Origin of the sequence: Stenotrophomonas sp. SbOxS2 (assembly GCF_013416715.1) — a bacterium.
Lineage (GTDB): Bacteria > Pseudomonadota > Gammaproteobacteria > Xanthomonadales > Xanthomonadaceae > Stenotrophomonas > Stenotrophomonas lactitubi.
The window spans coordinates 773361-791424 of the sequence record NZ_JAAVXD010000005.1 but is presented as its reverse complement, the minus strand read 5'-3'; the positions used below and the strand labels follow the sequence as shown (position 1 = coordinate 791424).

General features: G+C 60.3%; 11 protein-coding genes. 4 read left to right on the top strand and 7 right to left on the bottom strand.

The features are described from left to right. Positions 1-360: 360 nt before the first annotated feature. From HFK18_RS13165 to HFK18_RS13145, 5 genes are all read right to left on the bottom strand, one after another. Positions 361-1119 carry an SDR family NAD(P)-dependent oxidoreductase gene (locus tag HFK18_RS13165; protein ID WP_180166579.1) on the bottom strand — a complete coding sequence of 253 codons (759 nt, stop codon included), beginning with the start codon at positions 1117-1119 and terminating at the stop codon, positions 361-363. 59 nt (positions 1120-1178) lie between these two features. Continuing rightward, complete coding sequence (locus tag HFK18_RS13160; RefSeq protein WP_180166578.1) at positions 1179-2495, bottom strand: NAD(P)/FAD-dependent oxidoreductase; 1317 nt, start codon at positions 2493-2495, stop codon at positions 1179-1181. A gap of 263 nt (positions 2496-2758) precedes the next feature. Then, positions 2759-4186, bottom strand: a complete 1428-nt coding sequence (locus tag HFK18_RS13155) for an efflux transporter outer membrane subunit (RefSeq protein WP_180166577.1) — start codon at positions 4184-4186, stop codon at positions 2759-2761. Continuing rightward, positions 4179-7322, bottom strand: coding sequence for a multidrug efflux RND transporter permease subunit SmeE (gene smeE, locus HFK18_RS13150; protein ID WP_180166576.1), 3144 nt, complete (start codon positions 7320-7322; stop codon positions 4179-4181). Before smeE ends, HFK18_RS13155 begins: the two co-directional genes overlap by 8 nt. A gap of 12 nt (positions 7323-7334) precedes the next feature. Next, positions 7335-8510, bottom strand: a complete 1176-nt coding sequence (locus HFK18_RS13145) for an efflux RND transporter periplasmic adaptor subunit (protein WP_180166575.1) — start codon at positions 8508-8510, stop codon at positions 7335-7337. 197 nt (positions 8511-8707) lie between these two features. Here HFK18_RS13145 and HFK18_RS13140 point away from each other — a divergent pair, with 197 nt between their 5' ends. Then, positions 8708-9397, top strand: a complete 690-nt coding sequence (locus HFK18_RS13140; RefSeq protein ID WP_257216207.1) for a TetR family transcriptional regulator — start codon at positions 8708-8710, stop codon at positions 9395-9397. 98 nt (positions 9398-9495) lie between these two features. Here HFK18_RS13140 and HFK18_RS13135 read toward each other — a convergent pair whose 3' ends face one another. Further along, complete coding sequence (locus HFK18_RS13135) at positions 9496-10125, bottom strand: TetR/AcrR family transcriptional regulator (protein ID WP_180166574.1); 630 nt, start codon at positions 10123-10125, stop codon at positions 9496-9498. 157 nt (positions 10126-10282) lie between these two features. Between HFK18_RS13135 and HFK18_RS13130 the strand changes: the two genes are divergently transcribed. From HFK18_RS13130 to HFK18_RS13120, 3 genes are all read left to right on the top strand, one after another. Continuing rightward, positions 10283-11116 (top strand): universal stress protein, encoded by an 834-nt coding sequence (locus HFK18_RS13130; RefSeq protein WP_218946703.1) that lies wholly within the window; start codon positions 10283-10285, stop codon positions 11114-11116. A 164-nt stretch (positions 11117-11280) separates the two neighbouring features. Then, positions 11281-11574: a hypothetical protein gene (locus tag HFK18_RS13125; RefSeq protein ID WP_180166572.1), complete on the top strand. Its 294-nt coding sequence runs from the start codon at positions 11281-11283 to the stop codon at positions 11572-11574. 198 nt (positions 11575-11772) lie between these two features. Next, the gene (locus HFK18_RS13120; RefSeq protein ID WP_180166571.1) at positions 11773-12633 is read left to right on the top strand and encodes an aspartyl protease family protein; all 861 of its coding nucleotides are present in this window, start codon (positions 11773-11775) and stop codon (positions 12631-12633) included. A 60-nt stretch (positions 12634-12693) separates the two neighbouring features. On the opposite strand, the gene HFK18_RS13115 is transcribed toward HFK18_RS13120, so the two are convergent. Continuing rightward, on the bottom strand, positions 12694-18051 hold the full coding sequence (locus tag HFK18_RS13115; RefSeq protein WP_218946702.1) for a hypothetical protein: 5358 nt from the start codon (positions 18049-18051) through the stop codon (positions 12694-12696). Positions 18052-18064: the final 13 nt, after the last annotated feature.

The window sequence follows — 18064 nt, the reverse complement described above, 5'->3', positions numbered from 1 at the left end:
GTGCCAGCCTTCCCTTAAACACATTTCCGCCGTGTATAGCGAGATAGTGCCTCAAGCGATCACCTGGCTTCTTGTGCAGGCACACCTTCCTTGGAGCTAGGCCGGCGTCCGCAACTCGCCTCGGCCCGCGCTTGTCCGCAAAGATGGCATCATCTTGATCATCGAGCGTCATCAGTCCGGCGTCGAACATAATTCCAGCTTACCGACCGACAGCGTCGCCACGGCCATCCTCAGCAGGATCGATAGATCTTTTCCAGTCCATCTACGTCACTCATCCTGCACTGGACGAGCGTTTCAGACAGTGGGGTCTGAGGACGGTAAAGCCAACGGCAGACTCAGGTGAGCCTGCCGTCGCGCAATCTACTGCGCCAGATACCCACCATCGATGGCGTAGTAGGTACCCGTCGCAAAGCCCGCATCTGCGCTTGCCAGCCACGCAACGAGCGCAGCCACTTCTTCAGGCTTACCGAGACGGCCGAGCGCATGCTTGCTCTCCAGCCCCTCCCTCACCTTCGGGTCCATCGTGTCCATTAGCGGCGTGGCGATGAACGCGGGGCCGACGGCATTGATGCGGATCTTGTCTCCGGCGTGCTCCCACGCGGCCGTCTTCGTCAAGCCGACCACGCCATGCTTAGCCGCGACATAGGCCGCTCCGTTGTTGAACCCGACCTGCCCGAGGATGGAGGCCATGTTGATGATGCTGCCACCAGTACCCGAGCTGCGCATCGCCTGGATCTGCGCCCGCTGGCATAGGAAGACGCTGTTGAGATTGACGTCGATGACATTCTTCCAGCCATCCACCGGGTAATCACCACTGGACGCAGACGGCCCGGCGATACCCGCGTTGTTCACCGCGATGTCCAGTCCGCCGAGTTCTTCGACGGTCTGCTTCACAGCAGCCTCCACCGCCTGCTCGTCGGTGACGTTCAAGGCAATGCCGATCGATTTCACCCCTTTGCTGCGCAGCTCCTGGGCGGTCTTCTCCACGGCGTCGGCCTTGAGATCCCACACCGCCACCGCCGCACCGGAATCGGCCAGCAGTTCAGCCACAGCCAAGCCAATGCCAGAGACGCCACCGGTAACGATGGCTACCTTTCCCCTAAGTTGATAATCAATCATCGCGTTGTTCCTTCTGTTGGGAATAAAGTTAATAGAGGTTCGGCATGATCGCGGGGCGCTCAGTCCAATCGGATGCGCGCACGCACTCGGGCGTTGAGCCTATCCACGAGCCAGAGCAAGCTCCCACTCCAGAAGCCATGTATACGGGCTTGATGACTGCGATAGAGCAACACGTGACCCAGCTGGGCAAGGCGCCCGCGTATCGTGGTTCCCTTGAAGAAGCCGAACTTGCCCAGCGAGCCATACGCGTCGTACTCAGCCAGGGAGACGAGCGAGCCCGCGTCACGGTAATGAAAGTCAGGCGGGTACGCCCCTTGCAAGATTGCCTTTGGAAGGTGGCGGACCAGATACCTCGCCTGCTGATGGGCTACTTGTGCAGTTGGTGGCGGTGCCCTAAGCCCCTCATCGACGCTGACCTTTGCGCAGTCGCCCACAGCGTAAATACTGCAATCGCGAGTAGTACGCAACGACGGCAACACGGACAGTTGATTGCCCCGGCTCGTCTCCAAGCCGTCCAGTTCGCTGAGAAGCGGAGCAGCTTTTATCCCCGCAGCCCATACCTTCACCGAAGCGTAGAGCTTGTTCCCGTCGTCCAGTAACAACGCATCGGGCTCGACAGAGTTCACTTTTGCCCGCACCAAGACCTTGACACCGAGCGACTCAAGCCGTGCTTGCGTCGCGGCCGAGATGTTCTCAGGGAACGCCGGCAGCAACTTGGAACCCGCCTCAATCAACGTGACAGTAACCCGCCCCTGCAAGGCCTGTGCCCCGTAGCTGACCGCGGATTGGGTCAGCTGAACAAGCTCGGCAGCCAACTCAACACCAGTCGCCCCGCCACCGACGATCGCGATGGATAAAGGGGCTCCGGATGCTGCGGACATGAGGATGCGCTCACGCAACATGTTGTTGAACGACATGGCTTGCTGACGTGAGTCGATCATGGAGCAATGCTCCATTACGCCAGGCGTGCCAAAATCGTTTGCTTGACTGCCGACCGCGAGCACGAGGGTGTCATACTCCAAACGCCTTTCTGGCACGAGTATTCCTCCATCCTGGCCAGCAATTGCTTGGAGGACTACTTCCTTGGCTGCTCGATTCAAGCCCTTTAGGGCACCAGGCTGATAATCAAAGCCCGCCTTACTCGCTAAAACCAAGTAAGGCGTCTGCTGCTGAGACACCTCTCGTGTGCCAGCTGCAATTGTATGCAGCATCGGCTTCCAGACGTGCGCAGAGTCGCTGTCGACGAGCGTTATGGAGAGTTGCTGGTCGCCCGGTTTGAGGCGCTTAAAGCGCCTGCCAAGCGCAGAGGCTATCTCAGTTCCTGCAACTCCCCCTCCGACAATGACGATACGGTGTGGTCGAGCATGCTTGTTCATACCGTACATTCCTCGATATGGTGGGGGCACCGGTGGGACACAAACCTACGAGCGCTTCAGCCCGCCTGAACCTACAAAATTTCATTGACGGACTCTGCCACCTGTCCGGAAACGTAGCGCCGGGCTGCCAAAAGGAAAACGCGGAGAGTGCGCAAATCCGCTCGGCAGCCCGGACTTTAGAGTGTTCATTCTAGTCCTGGCTATATGAACGATATATCAGTCGATGTCAGGAGGCGGCACCGCTCGGTGCCACCAACTTCAAGCTAATTTGTGAGACTACCCGCCGCGGCGTTGTAACGGCTGCGTTCGTGCCAACCGCCTCCCAATGCCTTGTAAAGCGCCACTTTGTTAGCCTGCTGGGACAGCTGAGTGGACACCAGCGACTGCCTTGCCGCGTAAGCGGTCCGCCGCGCATCGAGCAAAGTCAAAAAACTGTCCAGCCCTGCGTCATACCGGGCTTGCGACAAACGCTCAGACTGATTGGCGGCCTCCACCAACGCCGTCTGCGACGAGAGCTGGTCGTTGTAGCTCTCCGATAGGGCCAAACCATCAGCGGCCTCTCGGAAACCTGACTGAATCGCCTTTTCATACTGGGCCAACGCAATCTTGTTCTCCGCGTTGGCAACGTCCAGGTTCGCGCGCAGCCTGCCACCTTGGAAAATCGGCAAGTTCAGCTTCGGAATAAAGCTCCAGGCTCTTGTCCCACTGTCAAACAACCCCGACAGCTCCGATGATGTGGTTCCGACGCTTCCAGTCAAACTGATGGAAGGGAAGAAGGCCGCACGTGCAGCTGAAATATTCGCGTTGGAGGCGAGCAACAAGTGCTCAGCAGCCATGACGTCCGGTCGTCGCAGAAGCACCTCAGCAGGAATGCCCGCTGGCAGCGGACTCACGGCAGCCACCTGAGTCACTTCGCCGTCAGGAAGCAGGTCCTGGCTAATTCCGCCGCCGGCAAGCAGCGTCAATGCATTCTCATCTTGCGCGACGTAACCCCGATATCTCGCAGCATCGGTGCGCGCCGTTTCAACCAGCGTCTTTGTCTGATGAAGCTCCAACGCGGACGCACCTCCAAGATCGTAGCGAGCTTGGGTCAACCTCAGCGAGTCCTCATACGTTGCCAAGGTAGCCAGCGAGATCCGCAACTGCTCCTTGTCGGCCCCTAAGGTCAACCACGCATTGGCAACCTCTGAGATGAGCGAGAGCTGGGCATTGCGGCGGTTCGCGGCTTCTGAGAAGAAACGTTGAACGGCGGCTTCGCTCAGGTTACGCACGCGACCAAAGAAGTCCAGCTCAAAGTCCAACACACCCAAGCCAACCTCAAACTGCTCGCTCACCGGCACATCGCCACCGCTTCGAGTCATCTGCCCCTGAAGACCTATCGCCGGCACGCGATCCGCACGCTGTATTCGATACTGCGCATGAGCACGTTCGACGTTAAGCACTGCGACTCGCAGATCCCTGTTCTTTTCCAGAGACTGTGCAATTACCTCTCGCAGGCGCTCATCGGTGAAGAAGTCACGCCATCCAATGTCAGCAACCGGCTGCGACTGCATGCCAGACGCCTCGCTCGAGGACGGCCAAACTGTTGGGATGCCAGGTGCAAAAACTGTATCCCGAGGCTCGATGGCGGCGCACGCGGCCAATGAAAGGCCGATCCCTAGCGCCAGAATATTTTTCAGAGCCTTAGACATCAGAGCCTCCTTCCTTCTTACCGTACTTCTTTCGATTGAAGAGACGCTGCACAACCATGAAGAACAGCGGGATTAAGAAGACGCCCAAAAGCGTGCCAACGACCATGCCACCGAGCACGCCAGTGCCAATGGCCTGCTGTGCACCCGAACCAGCACCGGAGGCAATGGCCAAGGGCAGGACACCCAGACCGAAGGCGAGAGAGGTCATGATGATAGGACGCAGTCGATCCCGGACTGCATTCATGGTCGACTCCAAAAGGCCAACGCCCGCTTCAAGATTTTCCTTGGCAAACTCCACGATCAGAATTGCATTCTTTGACGTCAAACCAACGGTTGTGAGCATGGCCACTTGGAAATAGATGTCGCGTTCCATGCCGCGCATGGTATTTGCCAGCACTGCGCCCAAGATGCCCAGAGGGGCAACCAGCAACACCGCCGTCGGCACGCTCCAACTTTCATAAAGGGCTGCTAAGCATAGGAATACGATGAGTAGCGAAAGCGTATAAAGCAGGGGGGTCTGTGAGCCAGCCTGCCTTTCCTGATACGAAAGCGCGGTCCACTCAACTTCAAAGCCCGCCGGAAGATCCTTGGCAATCCTCTCTATTTCCAGCATGGCGTCACCGGAGGCAACACCGTTGGCTGGCTCACCTTGGATCTCCATAGCCGGCACGCCGTTGTAGCGTTCCAAGCGCGGTGAGCCAAAGTCCCAACGCATCGAGGCAAAAGCAGAGAAAGGCACCATTTCCCCAGCGCGGTTCTTCACAGACCACATCGCGAAATCGTCCGGGTTCATACGGAACTTGTCATCAGCCTGAACATAGACCCGCTTCACACGGCCACGGTCGATGAAGTCGTCAATGTAACTGCTACCCCAAGCCGCAGAGAGCGTATTGTTGACCGCAGCGTTGTCCAATCCGTGAGCACTTGCCTTAGCAACATCAACATCGATACGCAGCTGCGGCGTGTCTTCCTGGCCATTCGGGCGAACGTTGGCCAGAAGCTTGCTTTGTCCCGCAGCACCAAGCAACTGGTTACGTGCGTTCAGCAAGGCCTCGTGGCCTTGGTTTGCGGTGTCCTTCAGGAAGAAGGTGTAGCCAGAACCAATACCAAGCTCCGGCATCGCAGGCGGCGGGAAAGCGAAGATCGCGGCATCCTTGATCTGGCTTAGCGCAGCCATGGCCCGACCCGTGATCGGCATGACACCCTGCTCAGCATCGCGGTCCTTCCAATCTTTCAGCTTGACGAACGCCATGCCTGCGTTTTGTCCCATGCCGGCGAAGCTAAAGCCTTGTACCGAAAAAACAGATTCCACCGCATCCGCTTCCTCATTGAGGAAATGGTCTTCAAGCTTGGCAAGAGCCTCCAAGGTGCGCTCCTGAGTTGCACCGACCGGCGTCTGGGCGAGCACCATGAGCACGCCCTGATCCTCGTTGGGCAGGAAGGAGCTAGGCAGCCTCATGAAGAGGATGCCCATAACAACGGCGAGCGCCAAGAAGACAGACATGAACCTGCCTGGACGGGCCAGGATGCCGCGCACGCCCCGCTGGTAGGTTGCGCTCGATCGGTCAAATCCTCGATTGAACGCGCCAAAGAAGCGACCGGACCAGCCCTTCGCGACGTGATGCTCCCCTTGCTTTATCGGCTTCAACAACGTTGCGCAAAGCGCCGGAGTCAAGACGATCGCCACCAGGACGGACAGCCCCATCGCCGAGACAATGGTTGCTGAGAACTGACGATAAATGACGCCCGTCGAGCCGCTCATGAACGCCATCGGGACGAAGACCGCAGAAAGGACCAGACCAATACCCACCAATGCGCCAGTGATCTGGTCCATTGACTTTCGCGTCGCCTCTAAGGGCGACAGACCTTCTTCGGCCATGATGCGTTCGACGTTCTCTACCACCACGATGGCATCGTCGACTAACAGTCCGATCGCCAGCACCATCGCGAACATCGTCAGCATGTTGACCGAGAAGCCAAGCACCGACAGGACACCAAAAGTGCCGAGAAGGACAACAGGAACAGCAATCGTGGGGATCAGCGTCGCACGGAAGTTTTGCAGGAACAGATACATCACGATGAAAACAAGTACGACCGCCTCGATCAGCGTGTGAACAACGCCCTTGATGGATACCTTGACGAAGGGCGTGGTGTCGTACGGAACCACAACCTCCAAGCCTGCGGGGAAGTTAGCTTTTAGGTCCTCAAGTACAGCGTTGACAGCTTCAGCAGTTTCAAGCGCATTTGCCCCTGTTGCAAGGGAGATCGCAAGACCCGATGAGGGCTTGCCGTTGTAACGGGTGACAAAGTCATACGTTTCAGCACCCATCTCCACGCGCGCTACGTCCGAAAGGTGGAGCTCTGCGCCGCCTTGGCTGCTGCGCACCACGATGTTGCGGAACTGCTCTGGAGTTTGGAGTCGATCCTGCGCATTGATGGTGGCATTGAGCTGCTGCCCCTTCACCGACGGCGCACCGCCAAGCTGGCCAATGGCGACCTGTGCATTCTGTGCAGTGATCGCCGCCACCACTTCGTCCACCGAAAGCTCATACGTGTGCAGCTTGTTCGGATCCAGCCAGATGCGCATCGCATACTTGCCGCCGAACACCTGGATGGTGCCCACACCCGGCACTCGACTGAGAGGATCTAATACGTTTGAACCGACGTAATCAGAAATATCCGTCGCCCCCATGCTTCCGTCTTGAGACACAAAGCCCAAGACTTGTAGGAAGCTGCTGGTTGCCTTCGCCACGTTGATGCCCTGCCGCTGCACTTCCTGTGGCAACAAAGGCATCGCCAGCTGGAGCTTGTTCTGCACCTGGACTTGGGCGATATCCGGGTTCGTTCCACTCTGGAAGGTCAACTTAATCGTTGCACGTCCGTTGGAGGAGCTGTTGGAGGAAAAATAGATCAGTCCATCGAGCCCTTTCATGTTCTGCTCGATGATCTGCGTAACCGAATCTTCAACGACCTTAGCCGAAGCACCCGGATAGGTGGCGGTGATCTCAACCGCTGGTGGCGCCACTTCCGGGTACATCGATACTGGCAGCTTAACTACCGCTAAAGCACCCGCGAGCATGATGATGATCGCAATGACCCATGCGAAGATCGGGCGATCAATAAAATAACGTGCCATGTCGTTCTCCGATTACTGCTTGGCTGCGGCATCAGCCGGCGAGGTGGGCTTCTTGGCCACACCCGCACCTGCTTCGCTGGCCTGAACTGGCATGCCAGGCTGAATCTTCTGCAGACCCTCCACGATGACCTTGTCACCTGGTTTCAGGCCACTCTCGACAAGCCACTTGTCTCCAAGCGCACGACTCACAACAACTGGCCGGACTTCGACCTTACCGTCCTTGCCGACCACCATGGCAGTGGTCGCGCCCTTCGCATCGCGGGCAACACCTCGCATAGGAACGAGGATGGCATCGCTGCGAACGCCACTACCAACAAGCGCTCGCACGTACATTCCTGGCATCAGGACATGATCTGGATTCTCGACTTTCACGCGCAGCGCGTAGCTTCCCGTCGTCGGATCCACGCTCACCTCAGAGAACTCCAGGGTTCCCTTGTGATTGAACTCGGTTCCATCGTCCAAAAGGATAGTCACCGGAAGTTGTAGATTGTCCTGCAAGCGCCCGCCTGCCATCTCACGGCGGAGTTGCAACAGCTCGCTCGCCGACTGCGTCAGGTCAACATAGATCGGATCCAGCTGCTGGACTGTGGCCAGCGGATCGGCTTGGCCCACGCTAACCAAGGCACCTTGCGTGACGGAGGACTTGCCAATCCTGCCACCGATAGGGGAAGTGATACGCGCGTATCCAAAGGTCACCTCAGCAGCCTCGAGCGATGCCTTGGCCGCGCCAAGGTCCGCCTCTGCCTGCTTCAGCGCGGCGATAGCGTTTTCGTTGTCCTGAACACTGACAGCCTGAACCTTGGTGAGTTCGGCAATTCGCTTGGCACTAAGCCGAGCCGCATTAGCGGTAGCTTCAGCGCGTGCGACCTGGGCGCGTGCGCTGTTGCTCTGAGCACGATAGCTGCGGTCGTCAATCTGATAGAGCGGCTGCCCTGCACTGACCACGGATCCTTCGGTAAAGAGGCGCGCGCCCACAATCCCGCTCACCTGTGGTCGAACTTCCGCCACAAGAAATGCGCTCGTCCTGCCCGGCAACTCCCGCGTTAGTCCGACCTGCTCTGCCTTCAAGGTAGCTACCGTTACCTGGCCCGGCGGTGGGGCTGCGTCGTCCGGTTTACCGCCGCAGGCAGCAAGTGCCAGCGCAGTAGCTAGAGATGTGGCGATGAGTAGGGAGGGCTTGGGAGACATGGGCGGGACTCGCAAAAACGGGGGGAGGGGAATGGTGGTTAAGCGATAGCTGTGGGCTGCGCTACGGCTACGTCCATCAGCACGGCCAGACAAAGCTGAATAGGCAGATTCGGCAAACGGAGCAAGGCAAACGGAGCAACTAGGAGTGAAATATACATGCGCGCATGTTTGCATGTAAAGCGGTTACAATTCCGTCATTGGACAAGACGCGGGTTGCACACGAGATGGCGCGAAAAACAAGAGCTGAGGCGCTGGCGACACGCCAGGGATTGCTAGATGCAGCGCGGGACTGCTTTCATGAATACGGAGTAGCCTGCACAAGCCTTGAGATGATTTGCTCAAAGGCCGGCTATACGAGAGGTGCCCTCTACTGGCACTTTAAGAACAAGACCGAGGTGCTTGAGGCGTTGGTCAGCCGGGAGCATGACCCCTTCATCGAACGACTTCGCCGCACCACTTCCGCTGAGCGGACAACACCCATTGTGGACCTGCGCTCAGCACTCCTGGTTTCTTTCAAGGAGGTGGCCGAGGATGTTCAACTTCGCAACATGATGGAGATCATGCTTCGCAACGATCTATCCGTTGAAAGCCAAGCCATGCGCGCCATGCAACGAAACCTGCTTACTGAAGAGCTCGATATCTTGTCCAGCGCGCTCACCCGCGCGGCGGAAATTGGTCAGCTAAAGGAAGGGGTCGATGTGCGAGCAGCCTCCCGAAGCCTGCTCTCTTGCCTCATTGGTGTGCTCTATAGCGCAATGCTGGAACCGGCGTTGTATGAGCTCGAGCGCGACGGGATGGAGGCGATAGACGCAATCCTCAGCGTTTACGCAACGCCAGGGGCCTTTGAACCAGGCTCTCCGGCTGGCCAACTGCCGCCTTTAGGGTAGTTCACCCAGGAGCACAAAGGCGCGATTGGAGGATGCGGCCCGGGACGATGTGGTCGCGGCACAGGCCGCGTCTCCCGCGCAACTCAGTGGAACCACGCTCAACGATTTCCGTCATTGCCCTCCACCAAGACTTTGATCACCCCCTTCAATAGACGAATAAGGGTTTTTCGGTCAGGGATCTGGCCTGTTGTGGCCCGCACCATCAGGCCATTGAAAATCACTGAAACCATCATCATTCGCGCCTTCATCTCAGCACGGTCAACTCCATCCGGGAGCCCCACCCTGTCCGCTGCTGCGAGGAACTGTCGCACCACGACCGCATCGGACTGCCGCAGAATGCGGTTGACGTGGGGATTTCGTGCACCCTCAGCAGCCAACTCTAGATGGAGCTGAACATGTTCGGGGTCCAAGAATTTGTCAACGGAGTCATCGACCAGCCTCATGAGGCGATCAGCAATGGATCCGCCGACCTCATCAGCTTCGAGTTTTCGTGCCAATTGGGAGAGGTCGTGCTCCTCTCGCTTAGCTATAGCCTCAACGATGGCATCCTTGTTGGCAAAGTAGTGGTAGATGTGACCTGGGCTCATCTTGGCCACGTCCGAGATGCGCGCGATGCTTGTGCCATGGAACCCGTTCTTGCGGAAGCACATAGAAGCTGCTTCAAGCACCTGCTGGCGCCGAGCTTCGGCCTTGTCCATGCTCGTCAGGGTGTCTGCCGCCTTTGCCATGAATAAAACCTCTGTACCCGGAAATTGAGAACACGCATTACCGAGGATTGTAGTACGATCACACCAACTAGAATGACCATTCTACATTCGGCTTAGCCAACCGGCGCGAGCCTCGCCCGCCAACGCTCACCCATTTGGAACGAGAAGAATGCCCACGATGAAAGACATCGCCGTTCTGTTCGATGAGAGCCACTACGGACTTGATGTCCTTGACGCTGCCGCTCGATTGGCCGGTAGCCAAGGCAGTCACCTGATTGGCGTCACCGCGCTTAATCAAGACCCTGTCTCGATACATGACGGGTTTGCCAAGGGCGGAGCGCTGCCAGAGATCGTGGCCCTGCGGCAGTCGGCCATGGCAAGCAAAGTGCTGAACTGCGGGCAAAACCTAGCGAAAGCTGTTCAGAAGTACGGTGCAGACGGCGAGCTACGGGTCATTTCCTACGTCGAGTCGAGCAGTGAGTCGTCGTTGCACGCGCTCTATTGCGATCTCTTGGTTTTGGCCAGCCCTGACATCCCCGGGACGCCGCAAACTTGGGCGGTGCACTCAATGCTTCGGCATTCGGGGATTCCCATTCTGATCGTGCCGCGTGCCTGGCAGGGTCGAAAGATCGGTCGGAGGATTATCGTCGCTTGGAACGGAAGCAGGCAGTCTAGGCGCGCCATTGCGGACTCCATGCCTCTGCTGACTGGTGCGGAGGAGGTCAAGCTTCTGATTGTTGACCCGGATAAAACATCAGACCTCCTCGGAGACGAGCCCGGAGCAGACATGGCCGCGTTCCTTGCTCGTCACGACGTGAGCGTAGAACTGGTACGCCTATCGGCCCAGGGTGCCCGCGTTGCCGATGTAATTCTCGAGTATGCGACGGCTTCCGATGCAGATCTCGTCGTTTTTGGCGCATATAGCCGCGCTCGCCTGACAGAATCGCTGATTGGCGGCGTCACGAAGACTTTGCTTGCAGGCGTGTCCATTCCTCTGTTTGTGTCTCAGTAGACTTTCAGTCAATCTGACATTGAACGTCGTGGCGCCACACGCTCAGGTTTGGACTGGCCCACCGACTGACGCGGGCGCGACATCTAGCTCCATCACTCGGCCGCGATGCACCGGCCGCGCCATGCACACGGCTGGCCATAGAGCAGGCCGCCCTCGATGCCGCGGTGAAGACCGTTCGCGAGCAAGGAACCAGCCATGACATCTACGGCAGCCTCTTTGCACGCGATAGCGGCAGCGACCTCTCCATGGAAGATGCTCATGCCTGTCTGGTCCGAGATCACGCGAACCGTGTCCACCAGGACTGGCTCGCCGGAGCTCAGCGCATCGCCAAGTTACTGTCCATCCGTATCGCGATGCGGCCGACGCCGCATCCACAGGTGACGGACCTTACGCTTCGAGCGCCTTGGACAAGAAGGCGTGAATGTCTGGAGTCCAGCTCGACGCGTTTCCGGCAGTGATCTCGGTGAATGATCCAGGAACAACTTGCCAGAGGCGTTCAGCCGCGTGTTACGCGCAAACGCCATATGCCAGCGGCGCGGTTTACCCCCCCCTCAACGTACCGCTGACGCCTTCGGCGGATCGAAAAAGCTCACATGCCAGTTTCCTGCAAGCTCGGGCACGCACGATGTCGACTGCTCTTACCTCGGTGCCAAACCATGATCGTCCTGAGCCTCACCCTTGCCGCACTTCTGGATTCCCCCTCGACGGTTGCGCTGAAAATGGATGACCGCGGTCGCCCCGTCATAAGCGCGCACATCAATGATCGCGGACCCTTCGATATGGTGATCGACACCGCCGCGCAGACCAGCCTGCTGGTGCCGTCGCTAGTAGAAGAACTCGCGCTGCGGCCGCTAGAAGGTGAAATGACGATCAACGGCGCCGTTGACGCGCAGTCTGCGCGGATGTACCCGATCGAGCGGATCAGCACGGGCCTGTTCGACGACCATCAACTGGCGATACTGGCACTGCCCAATGGCAGCCTGACTTCGGCAAGGGGCATCATAGGGATGGAGCGCTTCACCGGTTCCAAGATCGCGTTCAACGTCGCCGACAGCACGCTATCAATCGCCCCCTCCAGCGCCGCCGGTGCGGGCCACGCAACCGTGGCCGGCGCAACGGGTGACAATGGTCTATTGCACGTGCCGATGCAGCTTGAGGGCGTGACCGTTCAGGCACTGGTCGACACGGGCGCCGGCCCCAGCGTCGGCAACCTCGCGCTACTGGAGGCTCTCGGGATGCGCTGGGACGACCCACGACTGAAGCCTGCGGGCGCGATCCGTGGAGCTACCCAAGGGCTGTCCAGTGCATGGGTCGCGCAATTGGGCACAGTCGCGCTCGGCCCGGTGGTGTTCCGCAACGTGCCGATCATCTTCTCCAATACAGATGGTTCTCCTACGCCGTCGCTGATCCTGGGTACGAACCTCCTCGGACTGCTTCAGGGCTACGCGGTGGACTTTCCGCGTGCGGAGCTGCAGATCCAGATGCCCACGTCCGTCGAAGCGCAATCCAAGCCCTGAACTACTAAAAGGATGAAGTGAGCGGAGCGCCCCTGGGGGGCGCCGCAGGACTGGCGACTCCTACAGCCAGTCCGGGTTCTTAAAATCCTTGATGCCAAGTTCCGGCCGCGCGCCGTCTTCTTTGATGCGTGCGTCCAGCCACCGCCATACAGCCAGCGCAGCGGAGCGGTCCGGCCAGCGTCCTAGTCCCTGCGCAAGTTGTTCCAGTCCGTCCTGGGGCCGCTGCCAGATGTCGAAGTCGTCACCGCCCCGCAGATCCGGGTGCAATAACTGCTGCGCTGAGGCCTGTACCAGGGCAATGGCCTCCTCATTGGCGGTGGACTGCGCAAAGATCTGGGCGAACATGCCGCGCTGCATCGGCGCAAGCAGCGGCATCCGCGTGAGCCGTTGGCGCAGTGCCTGCAACTCGCGCGGATCCAGCGTCTTGTTCTGCTGCACCAGCAGCGTGGCAAGCAGCTGCAAGCTATGGTCATCCAACGTACCAAGCAGCAGCATGTCACGCAGTTCCTGCTCGCGTGCAGGTACCCGGCCGGCGCCCTGCAGGCCAAACCCCATCAAGCCATAAAGCCGCAGTGATCGCTGACGCTGCACTGCCGGCAGCGCCCGCAGGTAACGGTCCAGTTCCTCTACGACGCCAGGGTCGTGCACCACAGCCTGCAGCAGGTCCTGCGCATCGGCAATCTCCGGTGCCGCCGCATCGCGCATGTTGCCGTCACGATCGTAGCTCTGGTACATCATGGCCTGGCGTACACCCGGCGGTGCATTGCGCCACACCCCGCGCAGCACGTGCGCCACGGTATTCGGCGCCTGCGCATGCGCCCGTGCCAATTGGTCCAGCTGAGCTCCCTCGCGCAGTCCAGGGCCCGCCAACGCCGCGGCTTTGCCTTGGCGGATGACCGTCTGCGACAACGTTGCCTGCGGACAATCATGCTGAAAACGACCGAACGCACCTTCCAGCAACCGGTCGAAGCTAGGCCCCTGCGCACGCTGCTGTCCGGCCCGCGCCTTGTTGACGAGGTCGAGCATCAGAGCCGTGTCTTCAATGTCAAGATCGGTTGCGGCTTCCACACCCCGCGCGGTGGCATCCTGTCTGGCGGCATAGAGGTCTAACACCAGCGTTGCTGCAGCCGTGGAGGGCCCGGGGCTGGCATTGACATAGCTCTGCAACCGTTCCAGGTAGCGCGCCTTGCGGCCGTGGTTAAGGTCGTCTTCCAGCAACGCGGCAGCGTAGACTTCGTTAAGTGGTTCTGCCTCTACCAAGCGTTCAAGATAGCGCGTGATGTCCTCCGGAGGCGGTGCAGCATCGCCATTGCTGGCCTCCAGTACAAACTCGCGATAGAAGGCGAGGCTGCTGGCAGCGTCCGGCGTTGGATTTGCCAGGTATGTGTCGATGCGTTGCTGGCGCTGTTCCGGGAACCACTTGGCGACCAGCGGCTGCGCATAGTTGCCTGCTACATCGCCTGTGTCACTGTAAAGCGCTTGTAGCTCGCGCAGTGCCGACGGCTTATCATCGTCGAACCACGCTTGCAGGAATGCAGGAAAATGACTGCCGTCGGTAGTCCGGCGGGCAATGCGTGAAGCGGCACCCTCCAGTACCGAACGATTGCCGCGGTCGGCATCCAGGATCAATAAGGGGATCAGTAAAAATGCCGCACTCCCCTGCTCATAGTCGGCCGGGCTGTCGATCTGCGCGGTTATCACCCGCGCGACGCGCTCGCGCTGCGCGTCGGTCAGCGGCCTACGAAGGAGGTCGCGGACCAGGATCGACTGAAGCGCGGAACGTCCCTTGCCGGCCTGCGTCGCCGCACTGAACTGCTCCAGAAGAGCGACCCGCTGGCCTGTATCGAATGTTCCGATCAGGCTTTCAGCATACTCCTCAGATGACCTTGCTCTTTGCACCAGGAATGGCATTGGCTGGTTGCCCTGCTCCACCAGCAAACGCATCAAGGTTGTATCGTCCAGCAAGCGGTAGCCGATCAGCTTCTCCAACGCTGCGTAGTTATGCGGCGCACCACGGTAGATGTTGAAAAGTATGTTCTCCTTGTACGGCGTTGCCGCAACCGGCGCGTACACCTGCTGCAAGAAGACATCGCGCGGCAGCGCGTTGCCGCCCTGTGTCAGCAGCACATAAATCGTGTCCGGACCAGGGTCTCGCTGCGGCTGCCGTGCTGCCAGAGCCTGCCACGTGGTTTCCGCGGCAATGGCATCGGCAACCAGCGCCTGCACTCGGGTGTAGTCATCGGTGCTGGAGGCCATGGCCAATGCCAAGCCGGCGTTGCCGCCCCGCTGCGCCTGCTCAAACAGGCTGTCAAGCACCCATGCGCCGCTGCTGTCTGCCGCCGCGACCGGGCCGCGCCCCTCCCTAGCTCGGGTGGTGTCGATAGCCGACTTGGCCGCAGGATCGCCTGCAAAGCGCTCGATGAGTAGATCCTCGGCACGGCCCACGGCATTCAGGTCGCCGCGATAGTTGCCCAGCTGCTGCAGGACCGCGAGAACCGCACGCAGCCGCACCTGCCGCTCAAAGGGCGCAGAAGTATCCGCGCGCGCGAGGGTCTCGTTGAAGAGCTCCTGCAGGTCCTGCCATACCGCGATTGTCGCGGTGTCTTGCTCATCCCAGGTCAACTGCAGACCTTCCAGAAGCGCCGGCTGGAAGCGCTGGCTGTCCAGCGCGGCATCATTGACCAGGCCGTTGTCCTGCTGCGGCTGCAGCACCAGCAGTGCGCGCAGTCCGTGCCAATACCAGTAGTTGGCGCGCGCTTCTTCACCTTGACGCTCAAGCAGGATTGATGTTTTGAGCGTCAGGTCGAGGTTGCCCTGATCCCTCGCCAATGCCTGGCTGTAGTTGATCAATGCCTGCTCCACATGCCCGAGGCGCGCGTAACTGTCGCCTTTGACCTGGTTTATGTTCACCAGGCCGCCGATGTCGGACATTGCCGCGAAGGCACGCTCGGCACCCAGCGCATCACCACTGGCCAGCAGCGAGCGTCCAAGGTCGGCAAAGAAGTCCGGCGGAAACTCGCGCTGCAATGCGAGCAGACGGCGGCCATAGCGCACCTTGCGCTCATTGTCACCAATGGACGCACCTGCAACTCCGTCCATTCCGCTGGCACCGGACATAAGTGTCACCAACTGACGCAGCACAAGGCCGCGCTGCTCGCCGGCCGCTGCCAGCGCATTGTCATACGCGCGCAGCTGTAGCGAGAAATCGGACTGTGCTTGGCCCAGGTCGGCCAGTACCGCATACAGCGGGTAGTCGTCAGCGTCAGTGGCAAGCCGGGCAAGCAGCTGCCTCTGGATCCATGCATTGGTGGCAGGAGCCAAAGACGCGCGCACATCCCCGCGCCGCAGCCGCTCGTCCGGCGCAACCGCAATCAGGCCGCCGATAGCATCTGCCAACTGGATGAACCGCGCCTGCCCGTTGCTGGCCGCCGCGGCAGCCTGGAGCATTGCCACTGCCTCCGGCACACGGTGCTGTCGCTTGCGCAGCTCGGCCAATTGCAGCAGGTTGTCCAGGTCGTCCGGCGCGGCCGCCAACGCTCGCTCATACGTGCTCGCAGCGGCAACATCCAGGCCGGCCATGGAGTACATTCCCGCGGCGTACTGCAGCGACTGACCACTATCGGCCTCGCGCGCCTGGAGCTGCTGCAGGATGGCCTGAAGTTCCTGTAGCCGCGCCGCATCGCTGGCGACCGGGTCGGTGCCGCCGTCATGCGGTCTGCGTGCAGTGTTGACGGCAAGCTTGCGTAGGTAAATTCCAGCATTGGTCGGGTCGGCGACGACCAGCTTGCGCAGTACTTCGTCGACGCGTTCCGCATCGCCCAGTCGCGCGTACAAACCGCCGAGCTGCAGCAGCTCGGCAGTGCGGCCTTCGCCACGCATGCGCGCCTGCCGGGCTACAGCCGCTTCGGCACGTTCTGGCGCGTCCAGCGCCAGTGTCAATGCCACCAGCAGGTCGACCCCGGCCGGTTGCAACGTGCCCTCTGCCTGTTGCGCTTCAAGTGCCGCCGCCATCGGCTCCAACTCATCGCGTGAACGAGCGACCTTGACGATCTGACGTTCCAGGAACGCGCGCCGTGCTGGAAGCTGTGCCTGCGACCACAACGTACGCCAGCGTGTCAGCGCTTGTTCTGATTCGCCTGCAGCTACAGCGAGGTTGGCGATTCGCACTTGCAGGTCGTAGTCGAGCGGCTGGTGCCGCGCGCGCTCCATCGCCATCAGCACCTGCAGCGCCTGACTCGGCTGCTGCAGACGCTCGTATCCGACGGCGACATCGGCCTGCAGAGGATCTGCGGCCGCAAGCCGCGCATGCAGCGCAGCCAAAAGTTCAGCTGCTGCTGCATCGTCGCCGCGGGCCAGTGCGCCATCAAACGCAAACAGGTCAACCATCCCGCCTGCGCGTGCATCCAGCCCCGCGGCACGAAGCAGCGACAACGCACTGTTCTGCATCCCCATGGCAGTCATCTGCCGCGCCGCCGGCAACAGTACCTCCGCGCGCCCCCGGTTGACTGCAAACAACTGCTCAAACGCGGCGAGCGCCTGCGGCGAACGGCCGGCCACCAGCTCCTGTTCAGCCAGCCCGATATAGGCGACTGGATCGCGGGGATACCGGCTTATCTGGTCGCGGTACTCGTTGGCCACCTCATCGCTACGTCCCGCAAGCTCCAGTATTCCAATCAAGCGCTGGCGGATGACCGGGTCCTGCGCGCCGCGCACCAGCGCAATAGCCTCATCGTAGCGCTCAAGTTCAAGCAGCGCGTCAATCAGGGCCTGCTGCAACTGTGGTTGTGGGGGCTGCCTCTGCAGCCACTGCACCGCCCGCTCCATCTGCTGTTCATCGCGCCAGGCTTCCATCCACAACGCCAGCGCATAACGGCGGTCGCCGGGGTCGTTGGCGTCGCTGAACGCGCGCCACGCATGCTCGCGCGCACTGGCTGCATCGTTCAACTCCAGTGCCCAGCCGGCACGTTGCAATTGTGCAGCCACGCCTATGCCTCCTGCACTGGACACCGCGAGGTCGGTGCGTCCAAGCATCGCCATTAGCAACGCCGACTGGTGCTTGGATTCTCCGGCCACATCCAGTTTCACCAGCGTGTCGGCAGGATCGTCACTCGATACTGCCTGGTGCACAAGCAAGTTCCAGCGCCGCACGCCGTGGCTGACCTCTGCCGCTTGGGCGTACGCCACACGTGCTGCGGCCAGATCACCGGTAGCATCCAGCAGTGCTGCGCGCAGTTGCAGACCGTCGGCATCCGGCCTCGTCCGCAGGGCGGCATCTACGGTAGCAAGCGCGGCAGCAGCATCTCCTTGCCGCCACTGTTGCCATGCCTGGGCCGACGCGGTTGGCGCGCCAGACTGGTGCTGCCCTACTGCAGCCAGTGGCGCCGCGCTAAGCGCCGGCGCGGTGAGAACCAAAGCCATGGCAAGGGCCAAG